The sequence below is a fragment of the Delftia sp. WSY_22 genome, from assembly GCF_043104185.1.
Classification (GTDB): domain Bacteria; phylum Pseudomonadota; class Gammaproteobacteria; order Burkholderiales; family Burkholderiaceae_C; genus Comamonas; species Comamonas tsuruhatensis.
The window spans coordinates 233,533-248,164 of record NZ_JBICKN010000018.1; the positions used below are offsets into that span (position 1 = coordinate 233,533).

A 14,632-nucleotide genomic window follows, 5' to 3' on the forward strand; every position below is an offset into this window, starting at 1 on the left:
CGGGCCAGCCCCCATGCCACCGAACAGGAGACTCCCATGCAGATCGATATCGTCGCCGACCTCAAGACCACGCTGGGCGAAGGCCCGCTGTGGGACGTCGGGCAGCAGCGCCTGTACTGGATAGACAGCTTCGACGGCCGTATCTTCCGCTGCACGGCCGACGGGCGGGAACTGCGCGCCTGGGAAGTCGGCCAGAAGATTGGCTCCATGGCACTGCGCCGCGACGGCCGCTCGGCCCTGGTGGCTCTGCACGGCGGCGTGCACACGCTGGACCTGGAAAGCGGCGAGCTGGAGCTGGTCGTCGCCCCCGAGTCCCACCTTCCCGGCAACCGGCTCAACGACGGCAAGGTGGACCGGCAGGGCCGCTTCGTCTTCGGCTCCATGGACACCCTGGAGGAGCAGCCTTCGGCGCGGCTGTACCGGCTGGACACGGACCTGAGCCTGCATGTGCTGGACGAGGGCATCATCTGCTCGAACGGCCCGTGCTGGAGCCCGGACGGCACGACGCTCTATTTCTCGGACACGTGGAGCGGCGAGATCCGCGCCTACGACTACGACACGGCCACGGGCCATGCCAGCGGCCGCCGGACCTTTGCCCCGGTCGACACCAGCGGTGGCGGCGCGGCCGACGGGGCCACGGTCGATGCCGAAGGCTGCCTGTGGCAGGCCCTGGTGTACGCGGGCCAGCTGGTGCGCTACACGCCGGACGGCCGGGTGGACCGGGTGATAGAGATGCCGGTGCGCAAGGTGACCAGCGTGATGTTCGGCGGGCCCGGGCTCGACACGCTGTACGTCACCTCCATGGGCAAGCCGCCGTTGCCGCGTTTCCCGGGCGACGGCCAGTCCCGTGGCGCGCTGTTTGCCGTCAAGGGGCTGGGCGTGCGTGGCCTGCCCGAGCAGCGCTTCGGCGCCTGAGCGCGGAGCCGGGCATGCAGGCCCGGAGCCTTCGCACCGCAACGCCGCCCGCCCCGCGAAGCGGCGCCTTCATCCACACAACAATGAAACGGCACCCACCGCTGGTGCCCGGGAGACCGCCATGGCCCAGGCCCCGCGCGCTTCGCTGCGCCAGATCCACCGCTATTCATGGGTATCCCTGCTGGTCTGCTGGCTGATCTGGGTACTGAATGCCTACGACCGCGAGATCGTGCTGCGGCTGGGGCCGACCATCTCCCGGCACTTCGGCCTGTCGGCCGACGAATGGGGCACGGTGGCCACCATCGTGATGCTGGCCCTGGCCGTGCTGGACATTCCCGGCGCGATCTGGAGCGACCGCTACGGCGCGGGCTGGAAGCGCGCACGCTTTCAGGTGCCCCTGGTGCTGGGCTATACGGCGCTGTCGTTCGCCTCGGGCTTCAAGGCGCTGAGCGGCAGCCTGGCGGGCTTCGTGGCGCTGCGCGTCGGCGTCAACCTGGGCGCCGGCTGGGGCGAGCCCGTGGGCGTGAGCAACACCGCCGAGTGGTGGCCGGTGGAGCGGCGCGGCTTCGCGCTGGGCGCCCACCACACGGGCTATCCGGTGGGCGCCATGCTCAGCGGCCTGGTCGCCGGCTTTGTGCTGTACGCCTTCGGCGAGGAGAACTGGCGCTATGTGTTCTTTGTCGCGCTGGTCGTCGCCATCCCGCTGATGTGGTTCTGGGCGCGCTACTCCACGCCGCAGAAGATGGAACTGCTGTATGCCGACATCGCCGCCCGGGGCATGACCCCGCCGCAGGCCAGCGTGGCGGCGCAGGTGGAAAAAGGCCAGGCCTGGCGCACCCTGCGCAGCACGCTGGCCAACCGCAGCATCGCCCTGACGGCTGGAAACACCCTGCTCACGCAGGTGGTCTACATGGGCATCAACGTGGTGCTGCCCGCCTACCTCTTCAACATCATGGGCCTGTCGCTGGCCGAATCGGCAGGCATGAGCGTGGTGTTCACGCTCACCGGCATCCTGGGCCAGCTGGTCTGGCCGGCTCTGTCGGACGTGATCGGGCGCCGCGTCACCCTGGTGATCTGCGGCCTGTGGATGGCCGCCAGCGTGGGCGCCTTCTACTTCGCCGACACCATGGCCCTGGTCGTGGTGATGCAGCTGCTGTTCGGCCTGGTCGCCAATGCGGTCTGGCCCATCTACTACGCGGTGGCCTCGGACTGCGCCCAGCCTGCGGCCACCTCCACGGCCAACGGAATCATCACCACCGCCATGTTCGTGGGCGGCGGCATCGCGCCCGTGCTGATGGGCAGCCTGATCGCCCTGGGCGGCGGCTGGACCAGCCCCGGCGGCTATGCCCTGTGCTTCCTGGTCATGGCCGGCTGCGCGCTGGGCGGCGTGGCCCTGCAGCTGGGCACGCGCGGCAACGCCGCCTCCACCGCCACCGCCTGACTCCGCTTTCATCCACCCATCTTTCCAAGGATTTGCCATGGTCCATCACCCATCGCCCTCCCCTGTTCACGCGCCGCCCGCACGGCCGCAGCCTGCCGCCGGCGACAGGCAGTCGCTGCTCAACGCCCGCATCTTCCGCAGGCTGATGCCGCTGCTGGTGCTGTCCTATGTGATCAGCTTCATAGACCGCACCAATATCGCGCTGGCCAAGTCGCACATCGAGGTGGACCTGGGCATCTCGGCGGCCGCCTACGGCCTGGGCGCGGGGCTGTTCTTCCTGAGCTACGCCCTGCTGGAAGTGCCCAGCAACCTCATCATGCACAGGGTGGGCGCGCGGTTCTGGATCACCCGGATCATGGTGACCTGGGGCCTGCTGTCGGCCGGCATGGCCTTCATCACCGGAGAGACCTCGTTCTACGTGATGCGCGTGCTGCTGGGCGCGGCCGAGGCGGGGCTGTTCCCCGGCGTGATGCTGTACCTGACCTACTGGTTCGGCCGCGAGGAACGGGCCCGCGCCATCGGCTACTTCCTGCTGGGCGTGTGCATTGCCAACATCCTCAGCGGCCCCGTGGGCGGCGCGCTGCTGCAGATGGACGGTTTCCTGGGCTGGCACGGCTGGCAGTGGATGTTCGTGATCGAGGGCCTGCCCGCCGTGGCCCTGGCCTGGGTGGTCTGGAAGAAGCTGCCCGACGGCCCGGCCAGCGCACCCTGGCTGACGGCCGCCGAATCGCGCGAGGTACTGCAACGCCTGCAGGCCGAGCAGGACCAGCAGGCCAGCGCCGGCCAGGTGGGCCACTCGCTCCGGGACTGCCTGCGTGACCGCCAGATCTGGCTGGCCATCCTTGTCTACTTCTGCCACCAGATCAGCATCTACACGGTGATCTTCTTCCTGCCCGGCATCATCGGCACCTACGGCCAGCTCTCGCCGCTGCAGATCGGCACGCTCAACTCCGTGCCCTGGATTGCAGCGGCCATCGGTGCGGCCTGGCTGCCGCGCTTTGCCACCCACCCGCAGCGCTGCCGGCGCATGCTGCTGGCGGGCCTGGGCACCATGGCTGCAGGCCTGCTGCTGGCGGCGCTGGCGGGCAAGGCCTCGCCCGCGCTGGGGCTGCTGGGTTTCAGCCTGACGGCGCTGATGTTCTTCGTGGTGCAGTCCGTCGTCTTCCTGTTCCCGGCCTCGCGGCTGGCGGGTGCGGGGCTGGCGGGCGGCATTGCCCTGGTCAATACCTGCGGACTGGTGGGCGGCTTCATCGGCCCCACCGTGATGGGGATGATCGAACAGGCCACGGGCAGCACGCGCAACGGCCTGTTCATCATGGCGGGCCTGCTGGTGGTGGCCGCCCTGGCATCGACCCGGCTGCGGCAGGGCCAGGAGACACGGTGATGACAGCGCTTTTGCCACGGCAGGCCGCGCTGTAAGCCAATCTCCTGTATGCGGGCCTGCCGGCTGCCCGCCAGCGCGTCCCGGACCTTGGCAAGCGGTTTTGCGGCGCTAGGATGGACCGAACTCCATTTAGCGGCCCCCTGCGCCATGACCGACACAGCGACCGACAGCTCTCCCACGCCGGCATCCAAGCCCACACCCCGCCCGCCGCGCCGCCGCTGGCTGCGCATCCTCGTATGGATGGTCTCGGCCCTGGTGCTGCTGGTGGCGCTGGTCGTGGTCCTGATTGCCACCTATGACTGGAACCGCGCCAAGCCCTGGATCAATGAGCGGGTCAGTGAAAGCACCGGCCGGCATTTCGCGATTGAAGGCGACCTGCGGGTGCAATGGAACTGGCCCCAGCCCCTGGACCAGGGCTGGCGTCACTGGATTCCTGGCGTCACCGTCCAGGCCGAGCAGCTGACGCTGGGCCAGCCCGAAGGCTGGCAGGTGGAGCAGGAGCCGGCCAAGGGCAGTGGCGAGCTGCCTGCCCTGCCTGCGCCGCCCGACCAGTTGAACAAGGGCCGCCTGCCCGAGGAGAAAGCCAAGGAACAGCCCAGGGGAAAGGCGAAGGACAAGGACAAGGACTCGCAGGCCAGCCCTTCCGCGCCCAGTATCGACAGCGACAGCATCGTCCTGGCCGACGAGAAAATGGCCCCTCCCCCGCGCGACGCCGCCACCATGGCCACGGCAGCCCGCGCCACGGCCAGCCTGCGGCTGTGGCCGCTGCTGGGCCGGCACGTGCTGCTGGACCATCTGCAGCTCGAAGGGCCTGACCTGGTCTTTGCACGGCGCAAGGACGGCAGCAACAACTGGACTTTCAAGCGCCCCGAGTCCACCGGTCCGCGCTGGCGCTTCCAAGTGACGCAATTGAGCCTGCGCGGCGGCCTGGTGGGCTGGAGCGATGGCGTGCGCCAGATGGCGGTGCGCGCACGCCTGGACAGCCTTGTACGGCCGCCCAGTCCAGACTTTCCGTATGGCATGCGCGTCGGCCTGACCGGCCGCATCGCCAAGGCCACGGTCGAGGCCCAGGGCCTCATCGGGCCCGTGCTGGACCTGCAAAGCGAGCAGGCACGCTTTCCGGTCAAGCTGTGGGCCCATGCGGGCAGCCTGCGCGCACGGGCCGAGGGCATTCTCGACAATCCCAGGGCACTCAAGGGCATGGACCTGCAGGTGCACCTGCGCGGCTCCAGCATGGCCGACCTGTTCCCACTGACCGGCCTGCTGCTGCCGCGTACACCGCCCTTCGACACCAACGGCCATCTGGTCGGCAGCCTGCAGCCCGGCCGCGCCGAGTGGGACTACGAAAACTTCGAGGGCCGCGTGGGCCAGAGCGATCTGCGCGGCTCGCTGCATTACGCATCCGGCAAGCCCCGGCCCAAGCTCAGCGGCGAGCTGGCATCGCGCAAGCTGCGCCTGGCCGACCTGGGGCCGGTGGTAGGAGCACCGTCCACCAGGCAGGACCAGAAAAGCCGGCAGGCGGCCAGCGGCAAGACCCTGCCCACGCAGCGCTTCGACACCAGCAAGTGGAATGCCATGGATATGGATGTGCACTTCCAGAGTGACCGCATCGAGCGTCCCCAGGCCCTGCCCATCGAGAACTTCAGCGTACATGCCGTCATGGACAACGGTGTGCTGCGCCTGGCGCCGCTGCGCTTCGGCATGGCCAAGGGCAAGCTGGACCTGCAGGCCATGGTGGACAGCGGCGCCAAGCCGCCCAAGGCCAACCTCCAGGGCAAGGTCCAGGGGCTGCAGCTGTCGGCCCTGTTCCCCGAGATCGAATTGATGAAGAAAAGCCTGGGCAGCATGGATGGCGCCATCGCCCTGGAGGGCCGAGGCCAGTCCATGGCCGAATGGCTGGGCACCAGCTCCGGCGACATGCGCCTGTATGTGCGCGACGGGCGCTTCAGCAAGCAACTGCTGGACCTGGCCGCGCTCAACCTGGGCAGCGTGGTGGTGACCAAGCTGTTCGGTGCCGACAAGGAAGTCCAGCTCAACTGCGCCGTGGCCGACCTGTCCGTGCAGAACGGCCTGGCACGCACGCGCAACGTCAAGTTGGCGACGCCGGAGGCGATCGTGGAGGCCACAGGCCAGATCAGCCTGGCGCAGGAGACCATGGATCTGCACATCAAGCCCGAATCGCTGAAGTGGAAGTTCTTCTCGCTGCGCACGCCCCTGTATGTGCGCGGCAGCTTCGCCAACCCCAAGGTGGGCGTGGAGCCCGGCCCGCTGCTGCTGCGTGCGGGCGCGGCCGTGGCCGCCGCCGTGGTGGCGCCCGCCGCCCTGGCCCTGGTGCCGCTGACGGTGCCGGCTGCCGAGGAAGATGCGCAATGCCAGCGCCTGCTGGCAGACGCCGGCAAGAAGTAGGAAGGCCTGCCCGGCCTTCAGCTGCAGCGCGCCCTGGGAACGCCACGAACGGCCGTCCCCAGGCGCTGGCCAGCAAGACCATGATCACCGCGCGCCTATGTGAGCCGGGGCTTGGGCCAGCGTGCAGTCTGGCAAGAGTGGCAACGCCGACCGTGCGAGCCATCAGTACCATGAGGGCCACAGCCGTTGCGAACGGCGGCGGCGCACAGTGCATATGACCCGCCCCGCTGTAGCAGGCCATGCATTGCGTATTTCCCCTTAGCCCCATCGCGGCGCAGACCGTTGATTTCGCTTAACCTTCGCCGTTAACCCGCTTTTGCCGTGCCCAGCCCTTCTCCCATGTCCTCCAAAGTCCAGTTCCGCCTGCGCGTATACAACGACAGCACCATTGCCATCGGACCCGGCAAGGTGCAGTTGCTCGAATCCATCGCCGAGGCGGGCTCCATCTCGGCCGCAGCCCGCTCGCTGGGCATGTCGTACCGGCGCGCCTGGGTGCTCGTGGACGAGATGAACCGCGCGCTGCAGACGCCGGCCGTCAACACCAGCGCAGGCGGCGCCCATGGCGGCGGCGCCTCGCTCACGGCCACGGGCGAGGCCATCGTCAGGCATTACCGCTCCATAGAAACCACGTCGCGCATGGCGGCTGCGGCCGATATCGCAGCGCTGACGCGCCTGCTCAATCCCCAGGGCACCGCCAGCGCATGAGCGATGCCGCCGCGCAAGCCATAGGCTGCCGCCCCATCGGCCATGTGCGCAGCCGCTTCACCGATCCGGTGGGCATGCCCATACAGACGGCAGGCGCGGCCGACGAGGCAGGCCGCGTGGAGCTGCTGCCCGAGTTCGAGGCCGGGCTGCGCGACATCGAAGGCTTTGACTACCTGATCCTCATCACCCACCTGCACCAGGCCGTGGAAAAGCTGGAAGTCGTGCCCTTCATGGACGACCGCAGCCACGGCGTGTTCGCCACACGCGCCCCGGCGCGGCCCAACCGGCTGGGCCTGTCCATCGTGCGCCTGGTGCGGCGCGAAGGACTGCTGCTGCATTTCCTGGGCAACGACATGCTGGACGGCACGCCCGTGCTCGACATCAAGCCCTACGTGCCCAGGCTGGATGTGCGCCAGACCGAGCGCATAGGCTGGTTCGGCAAGCGTATCGACCAGATGCCGGACATCCGCGCCGACGCCCGCATGGCCTGAGCCTGCTTCGGCAACAACGGCAACAGCCCTCAGTGGAAATTGCGGCTTGCCACGCCGGCGCCGCCCAGGCGGCCCAGCCAGCGGCTCATGTCGCGGGCGCGGTGCACGATGAGATGGCGCACGGCGGGCACCTCCTGGCTGGCCTGCTCTGCAGGCGCTGGCTCGCCGGGGTCCTTGCCGCCGCCCCAATCCGAGCTGCTTTGCCAGATGCCCTCCACCGCCAGCAGCCGCGCGCCCAGCAAGGGCTCGCCCCAGCGCGTGACGGTATCGGGCCAGACCACCAAGTTGACCGTGCCCGTCTCGTCCTCCAGCGTGATGAAGAGAGTGCCCTTGGCCGTGGGCGGGCGCTGGCGCACGGTGACGATGCCGCAGGCCCGCACGCGCATGCCCGCCAGCGTGTCGCGCAGCTCCAGCGCCGTGCGCAGCCCGTGGCGGCGCAGGCGGTCACGCAGCAGGGCCAGCGGATGGCGGCGCAGGCTCAGGCCCGTGGCCGCGTAGTCGAACAGGATTTCCTCGCCCTCGGGCGCGGCGGCCAGTTGCACGGGCGCCTCGTGCACGGGCACGCCCGCGAACAGCGGGGGCTGCACCTGCAGGGCCGCCGCATCCCACATCTGCTGGCGGCGGTGGCCTGACAGGCCCTGCAGCGCATCGGCCGCCGCCAGGGCCTGCAGCTCGGCGCGCTGCAGCCGGGCGCGCAGGGCCAGGTCCTCGGTGCTCCTGAACGGCGCCTGCGCGCGGACCTGGGCCACGCGCTCGCCCGAAGTCTTTGGCAGCTGCGCCACCATGCACAGCCCCAGGCGCACGGCCGGCTGCGGCAGCTCGACGCCGGCAATGCGCTCGTGCGGTGCCTCCAGCGTGCAGTCCCAGTCGCTGTGGCGCACATCGACGGGCAGCACGCGCACGCCGTGCCGGCGCGCATCCTGGATCAGTTGCGAGGGGGTGTAGAAGCCCATGGGCTGGGCATTGAGCAAGGCCATGAGGAAACAGGCCGGCTCATGGCGCTTGAGCCAGGCGCTGGCATAGGCCAGCATGGCGAAGCTGTAGGCATGGCTTTCTGGGAAGCCGTATTCGCCGAAGCCCAGCATCTGGCGGAAGATGGCCTGGGCAAATTCGGCGCTGTAGCCGTTGGCCAGCATGCCGTCTATCAACGGACGCTCGAAGCGGTGCACGCCGCCCTTGCGCCGCCAGGCCGCCATGGAGCGGCGCAGCTCGTCGGCATCGCCCGCCGAGAAGTTCGCCGCGATCATGGCGATCTGCATCACCTGCTCCTGAAAAATGGGCACGCCCAGCGTGCGCTTGAGCGCCTTCTCGAGCGCAGGCTTTTCCAGGACCAGCTCGCCGCCCTGCCGCCGACGCTCGCGCGCCTGAAGATAGGGATGGACCATGCCGCCCTGTATGGGGCCGGGCCGCACGATGGCGACCTCGACCACCAGGTCGTAGAACTCGCGCGGCTGCAGCCGGGGCAGCATGCTCATCTGCGCCCGGCTCTCGATCTGGAAGGTGCCCACGGTGTCGGCGCGGCAGATCATGTCGTAGGTGGCCGGGTCGTCCTTGGGGATGTCGGCCAGCTCCCAGCGCGGGCCGCGCAGCGCGGCGCGCGCGTGCAGGCTGCCGCGCAGCACGGTGAGCATGCCCAGGGCCAGCACATCGACCTTGAGCAGCTTCATGGTGTCCAGATCGTCCTTGTCCCACTGGATGACCGAGCGGCCCTCCATGGCGGCCGGCTCCACGGGCACCAGCCGCGTCAGCGGCCCGTCGGTCAGCACAAATCCGCCCACATGCTGGCTCAGGTGGCGCGGGCTGTCGCGCAGCTGCAGGGCCAGCTCCAGCCACAGCCGCGCACGCTGGGGCGACAGTTGCGGGCAGTCGTCGCCCAGCCGCTCGCGCAGCCGGGCCAGGCGCAGCAGCTTGGAGCGCACCCAGCCCAGGGCGGGGTCATCGGGTTCGGGCTCCGGCTCGGCCGCCTGGTCCTCGGCATCGCTGAACCAGTGGTGCTGCCGGGCCATGGCGTCGATCAGCACCGCATCCACGCCCAGGGCCTTGCCCGCATCGCGCAGCGCACCGCGCGTGCGCCAGCAGCTGACCACGGCCGTCAGCGCCGCACGGCCGCGGCCGTATTTTTCGTAGATGTACTGGATGACGGTCTCGCGCCGCGCGTGCTCGAAGTCCACGTCGATATCTGGGGGCTCGCTGCGCTCGCGGCTGATGAAGCGCGCCATCAGCAGCGTGGTCTTGTTCGGGTCCACGGCCGTGATGCCCAGGCAATAGCAGACGGCCGAGTTCGCGGCCGAACCGCGCCCCTGGCACAGGATGCCTTCGCTGCGCGCATAGCGCACGATGTCGTGCACGGTGAGAAAGTACATCTCGTAGCGGCATTCGGCGATCAGCTCCAGCTCATCCTTCAATTGCTTGGCGACCGATTCGGGAATGCCTTGCGGATAGCGCCCCGCCGCTCCCTGCCAGGTATGCCAGGCCAGGGTCTGGCGCGCGTCCATGCCGGGAAGCACGCTTTCCTGCGGGTAGTGGTAGCTGATCTCACTGAGCTTGAAATCGCAGCGCGCGGCAATCTGCAAGGTTGCATCCAGCATGGCGCGCGGATAGATGCCGCCCAGCCGCAAGCGTGAGCGCAGATGGCGCTCGGCATTGGGATGCAGCTCGAAGCCGCATTCGGCCACCGTGCAGCCCAGGCGCAGCGCCGTCACCAGGTCCTGCAGCGGCTTGCGCGAGCGCGCATGCATGTGCACGTCGCCGCATGCCACGCAGGACAGGCCCAGCAACCCTGCCACGTCCTGCAGGCTTTGCAGCCACAGGCTGTCGTCGGGCGCCAGCAGCAGCTCCACGCCCAGCCAGCAGCCCGGCCCCAGCTGCGCCACGGCGGCCTGCACGGCCTGGGCGATGGCGGGCACATCGCCGGCTGGAAGCAGCGCACGCTGTGGCAGGACAATGCATTCGCAGCCTTCACGCAGCAGATGCCAGGGGCTGTCGGTATCGACCAGGTACCGGCCCTTGTCGGCACGGGCGCGCGCTGCGCTGATGAACTCGCAGAGGTTGCCCCAGCCGTTCAGATCGCGCGCCAGCGCCACCACGCGCAGCGGGCCCCAGGCAAATTCGCTGCCATGGATCAGGGCCATCTCGCAGTCGCGCGCGGCCTCGAAGGCCCGCACGGCGCCGGCCACCGAGCATTCGTCGGTCAGGGCCAGCGCCTGGTAGCCCAGGGCCTTGGCGCGCTGCACCAGTTGGGCCGGCGAAGAGGCGCCGCGCAGAAAGCTGAAGTTCGACAGGCAGTGCAGCTCCGCATAGCCGGGCAGGCCCGGGCCCGATGCCATGCCGGACACCGGCCCGGTGGCCTGGGGCGGGGGCTGCAGTCGCTGCAGCTGCGGGGGCGGCGGCTCCAGCAGGATGTCCTGTTCAGCCATAGATGCCTTGCGCAAACCAGGCGGCGGGCGACAGCAGGGCCGGCATGCCTGGCAGCCGCTCCGATGCAGGCGTGCGCTCGCGGTAGATCCAGACATGGCCGACAGCCGCGTTGCTGGCCACGAAATAGTCACGCACGGCCAGCGCAGCATCGGCCTGCGGCTCTCCCCACCAGCCGGCCTCCAGCCGATAGGGGCCGGCCAGCAATTGCAGCGGCCCCTGCCAGCAAGGGCGGCTGCCCTGCAGGAGCAGGGGCTGGGGCGGATCAAGCAGCCAGGGCGGCAGCAGGCCCTGCCAGGGGTTGGCCGCCTTGCGCGCGTGCGCGGGCCGCCGCGGTGCCTGCGGGGTCTGCAGGGCCTCGCAGGCCGGGGTCCAGCGCTGCATGGCCTCGGGCCGGTGGTCCGATTGCAGCTGCGCCACCCGCACGCCCTGCGCGCCACGGCGGGCCGAGACGCGCTCCACCCATTCATGCCAGGCCATGCCGCTGGCCGCGTCTGCCCCATCTGTCGCGCCTGCCGCCTCGCCCAGCGGCGCCGGACCGGGCGCGGCCGGTGGCAGGCAACTGCCGGCATCGGCCGCGAAAGGCGCGGTGTCCAGCGCCACCAGCTCCAGCATGTCCGCAGGCGCGCGCCAGGGCGTGCGGGCCAGGCGTTCGCGCAGCAGGCGCTCCATGTGCTCCAGCGCCTGGGCGGGCCGGGCCGTGCGGATGTCCAGCGCTTCCCAGGCCGGCAGTTGCGTGCCGTCCACGCGCCGCAGATCGTGGTGCCAGCGCAGTTGCAGGCCCAGCACGCCCTGGTGGCGGGCCTGCAGCCAGGCCTGCAGCGCACGCAGCAGGGGCCGGGCGGCCTGCAGCAGGGCCTGGGCGTCGCTGGCCGGATAGCCCAGGTCGGCGCGCAATGCAAAGTGTTCGGGCAGCTCCAGCCAGTCCAGCGCATGGGGGCTGCTGCCATAGGCCTGGTCCAGCGCCAGCAGGGCCGGCAGCCCGATGCGCCGCGCCAGGCCCGCGCGCGGCAGGGCGCGCAGCTCGCCCCAGCGGCGGCAGCCCATGCGCTCCAGGGCCGGCGCATGGGGTTCGAGCGCGGGCAGGGTCCAGATCGGCAGGTCATCGGCAGGCGGCCAGGGCTGGCGCGAATCCGTGCCCTGCATGCGCCAGCGCAGCCGGGCCAGCGCCTGCCAGGCCGTGGCGGCCCGGGCCCAGACCGGCATCTGCGGGCTGCCTGCCTGCCCTGTGTCAGGCTGCTGTTCACGCAGAGCGCGCAGCAGGCCCAGCAGCATGGACTGGCGGCCGCCCCACAGGCGCTCCACGCTGCCCACCTCCATCAGCGCCACGGCCTGCCCTGCGCCCTGCCAGACGGCCACGCGCGGCGTCCAGCGCAGGGCCCACCAGGCCTGCTGCGCGCAGGCACTGCCTTTGCCATCACTGTCGCCGTTGCCCTGGCCATCGCCCTGCGCGGCATGCAGCGGCCAGGCAATCCAGTGCAGTGCTTGATTCGGCTGTGCCATGGCATCTCATCCCAGGGTGTGCGCTGCCGCCTGCAGGGCGGGCGCCTCGGCGGGCAGCAGTTGCCCGTGTCCATGAAGCCAGCGCTGCGCCTCGCCCGCCTGCCGGGTGCGCCGCAGGGCCTGGGCCTGCAGCACGTCCTGCCAGGCCCAGTGGTGCAGCGGCAGTTTCAAGGGATGCTCCAGCGCAGGCCCCCGGCGCTTGAGCAACTGCACGCGCAGGCAGGCTGGCGTGCCGCCTTCGCCCGGCTCCCCCAACTCTGTCTCCACGCGCAGCCGCAGCGGCGCAGGCGAGGCCACCGTCTGCAGGGCGGCCGAGGCCTCGCGCCACAGCCACAGAATGCGCCCCTGCGCAGCGGCCGCCCATTGCAGCCGGCGCAGCGTGGCCATGGGCAGACCGGCCGGCAGCCAGGCCAGCACGGCCAGCACGTCGCGGCAGCGCAGTGCCTGCTCACAGACCCAGGCCAGCCCTGCCCCATCGCCTGCCGGGTGGGCGCCGGGGTGGGTATCGGCCTCCACGCAGCACAGCCGGTGCGCCGCCACGCCCGCCGCTTCCAGTCCCGGAGCAAAAGGCCTGCAAGGCGGCGCCACCAGCACCACCTGGCCCGCGCTGCGCTGCATCAGGGCCGCCAGGCCCGGCAGCAGCAGCGGCCATTCGGCATGGCCATGGGCGGGTTGCAGCAGCTCGACCATCGCGCCCAGCGGCCAGCCCCCGCCCGGCAATTGCGCATCCAGCAGCGCATGGCCCGAAGGCTGGACGCGCTGCTGCAGCGCCTGCTGCCAGCCATCGCCACGCCACACGCCCTGCAACTGAGGCAGCACACGCGCCGCGCCCGCCATGGGGGCGGGCTGCGCAGGTTGGGAGGCGTGGGGCGTGGTCATGGAGAAAATCTCAAATACTGTATGAATATACAGCACTCTTGATTTCCGAGAGATCCACGGATGTAAAAAAGCCGGGCAAGCCCGGCTGTCTCAGTGCGCTGGCGCTCTCGCTGCGCCACCCGCTGGGGGTGTGGCGTCGATCTGCATGCAGGCTTCGCACCATTGCGCGACCGCCGTGTCCACGGCGTGGGTGCGGGCGTTGATGGCGGGCCAGCGGCGCAGGCAGGCGTTGACAATGGCCTGCAGCTGCCACAGGGCCTCGCGGCTGAGCAGGGCCAGCTCGCTCATGCCCTGCACGTCGTCCTTGAGGTAGGCCAGCAGGTCGGTCTGCTGGTTCGGGTGCAGGCCGGCCTCGGCCAGCTGCTTTTGCAGGCTGCCGATGCTGGAGTCGATGTAGACGGCCGCCTGGTGGTCGGGCATGGCCTGCCAGCGCTCGGGAAAGGCCTGGCTGAACGTGTCCCACATCTGGAAGGCGGCCGACAGCGCTGCCACGCTGTGCGTGACCTCGGCCTGCAGCGGCGGCAGCGGCGTGCCCGGCGAGATCTCGTCGTACAGCAGCGGCAGCAGGATGCCGACCAGATCGGCCGGATAGCGGCGGTGGTTCATGCGCAGCATCAGCGACAGGCGCTGGCCGGGCAGGTCCTGGAATTTGTCGAAGAAGGCCGAGACCACCTCGGCCAGCAACAGGATACGGCCCATTTTGGAGATGGCTTCGCCATGCACGCCGCGCGGATAGCCCGTGCCGTCCATGCGCTCGTGGTGCTCGAGCACGGCCATTTCCACGTCCTGCGAATACGCGCCCGCGCCCCGCATGATGAGCATGCCCGTGACCGAGTGCGCCACCAGGTGCTTGCGCTCGGCGCCCGTGAGCCGGTAGTTGGGGTCGGTCCAGGCCGGGTCCATGTAGAGCATGCCCACATCGTGCAACAGGGCCGCCGTGGCCAGCGGGCCGCATTCACGCTCGCTCCATTCGCTTTGCAGCGCCAGGTAAACGGCCACCAGCATCATCTGCAGGCTGTGGGCGAACAGCTCGGGGCGCTGCTCGCGCATGACCGTGAGCTTGAAGGCGATCTGCGGCGGCAGCACCATCAGGCGCAGCGGCGCCAGCAGCCGGTCCGTGCCGCCCAGCGACTGCACCAGGCGGCGCATCAGGTCCACGGTTTCGCACTGCACCATGGCCTGGGCCTCGATGGCCAGCACGTCCACGCGGTTGTCCACGCCCAGGTGCTTGTCGATGGGGTCGCGCAGCTTGTGCTTGACCAGGCGCTCGTACATGTTGCTGTCGATGCGCGCGCCCTTGTCCACGAGCTTGACGCCCTTGTCGTTGAAGATGGGCTCGCCGGTCACCACGTTGCAATGCTCGGCCATGTCGGTGACGGCGCGCAGGAAATGCACGCCCTCGTCCTTCCATCCCTGCGCTGTCGGTGGATTGCGCACGGCCGCGACATCCGTCATAGAGGCTCCCATTGGCTCGAAATCTGAAATATAAGCAAA

General features: G+C 69.9%; 10 protein-coding genes. 6 read left to right on the forward strand and 4 right to left on the reverse strand.

Annotation, left to right across the window (positions count from 1 at the left end):
* Positions 1-36: 36 nt before the first annotated feature.
* From ACF8NF_RS10930 to tsaA, 6 genes are all read left to right on the forward strand, one after another.
* Complete coding sequence (locus ACF8NF_RS10930; RefSeq protein WP_016446247.1) at positions 37-915, forward strand: SMP-30/gluconolactonase/LRE family protein; 879 nt, start codon at positions 37-39, stop codon at positions 913-915.
* 121 nt (positions 916-1,036) lie between these two features.
* Complete coding sequence (locus ACF8NF_RS10935) at positions 1,037-2,356, forward strand: MFS transporter (RefSeq protein ID WP_392450590.1); 1,320 nt, start codon at positions 1,037-1,039, stop codon at positions 2,354-2,356.
* 37 nt (positions 2,357-2,393) lie between these two features.
* On the forward strand, positions 2,394-3,740 hold the full coding sequence (locus ACF8NF_RS10940) for an MFS transporter (protein WP_017403840.1): 1,347 nt from the start codon (positions 2,394-2,396) through the stop codon (positions 3,738-3,740).
* A gap of 147 nt (positions 3,741-3,887) precedes the next feature.
* Complete coding sequence (locus tag ACF8NF_RS10945) at positions 3,888-6,146, forward strand: AsmA family protein (protein WP_392450591.1); 2,259 nt, start codon at positions 3,888-3,890, stop codon at positions 6,144-6,146.
* Positions 6,147-6,485: 339 nt separating this feature from the next.
* A complete protein-coding gene (locus ACF8NF_RS10950) occupies positions 6,486-6,851 on the forward strand; it encodes a winged helix-turn-helix domain-containing protein (protein WP_016446251.1) in 366 nt (121 codons plus the stop codon).
* Entirely contained in the window at positions 6,848-7,342 is a 495-nt protein-coding gene (gene tsaA / locus ACF8NF_RS10955; protein ID WP_016446252.1) for a tRNA (N6-threonylcarbamoyladenosine(37)-N6)-methyltransferase TrmO, read from the forward strand. Before ACF8NF_RS10950 ends, tsaA begins: the two co-directional genes overlap by 4 nt.
* 29 nt (positions 7,343-7,371) lie before the next feature.
* Here tsaA and dnaE read toward each other — a convergent pair whose 3' ends face one another.
* The 4 genes from dnaE to ACF8NF_RS10975 all read right to left on the reverse strand — a co-directional run bounded on the left by dnaE (position 7,372) and on the right by ACF8NF_RS10975 (position 14,593).
* Positions 7,372-10,758 (reverse strand): DNA polymerase III subunit alpha, encoded by a 3,387-nt coding sequence (gene dnaE / locus ACF8NF_RS10960; protein ID WP_392450592.1) that lies wholly within the window; start codon positions 10,756-10,758, stop codon positions 7,372-7,374.
* Entirely contained in the window at positions 10,751-12,259 is a 1,509-nt protein-coding gene (locus tag ACF8NF_RS10965; RefSeq protein WP_392450593.1) for a Y-family DNA polymerase, read from the reverse strand. Before ACF8NF_RS10965 ends, dnaE begins: the two co-directional genes overlap by 8 nt.
* A 6-nt stretch (positions 12,260-12,265) precedes the next feature.
* A complete protein-coding gene (gene imuA, locus ACF8NF_RS10970; RefSeq protein ID WP_070080453.1) occupies positions 12,266-13,138 on the reverse strand; it encodes a translesion DNA synthesis-associated protein ImuA in 873 nt (290 codons plus the stop codon).
* 90 nt (positions 13,139-13,228) lie between these two features.
* Entirely contained in the window at positions 13,229-14,593 is a 1,365-nt protein-coding gene (locus tag ACF8NF_RS10975) for an HD-GYP domain-containing protein (protein WP_061288148.1), read from the reverse strand.
* Positions 14,594-14,632 lie beyond the last annotated feature (39 nt).

Coding starts and splice junctions, on each gene's coding strand:
- dnaE (WP_392450592.1), bottom strand. CDS start 10,758: ATGGCTGAACAGGACATCCTGCTGGAGCCGCCGCCCCCGCAGCTGCAG.
- ACF8NF_RS10930 (WP_016446247.1), top strand. CDS start 37: ATGCAGATCGATATCGTCGCCGACCTCAAGACCACGCTGGGCGAAGGC.
- tsaA (WP_016446252.1), top strand. CDS start 6,848: ATGAGCGATGCCGCCGCGCAAGCCATAGGCTGCCGCCCCATCGGCCAT.
- imuA (WP_070080453.1), bottom strand. CDS start 13,138: ATGACCACGCCCCACGCCTCCCAACCTGCGCAGCCCGCCCCCATGGCG.
- ACF8NF_RS10940 (WP_017403840.1), top strand. CDS start 2,394: ATGGTCCATCACCCATCGCCCTCCCCTGTTCACGCGCCGCCCGCACGG.
- ACF8NF_RS10935 (WP_392450590.1), top strand. CDS start 1,037: ATGGCCCAGGCCCCGCGCGCTTCGCTGCGCCAGATCCACCGCTATTCA.
- ACF8NF_RS10965 (WP_392450593.1), bottom strand. CDS start 12,259: ATGGCACAGCCGAATCAAGCACTGCACTGGATTGCCTGGCCGCTGCAT.
- ACF8NF_RS10945 (WP_392450591.1), top strand. CDS start 3,888: ATGACCGACACAGCGACCGACAGCTCTCCCACGCCGGCATCCAAGCCC.
- ACF8NF_RS10975 (WP_061288148.1), bottom strand. CDS start 14,593: ATGACGGATGTCGCGGCCGTGCGCAATCCACCGACAGCGCAGGGATGG.
- ACF8NF_RS10950 (WP_016446251.1), top strand. CDS start 6,486: ATGTCCTCCAAAGTCCAGTTCCGCCTGCGCGTATACAACGACAGCACC.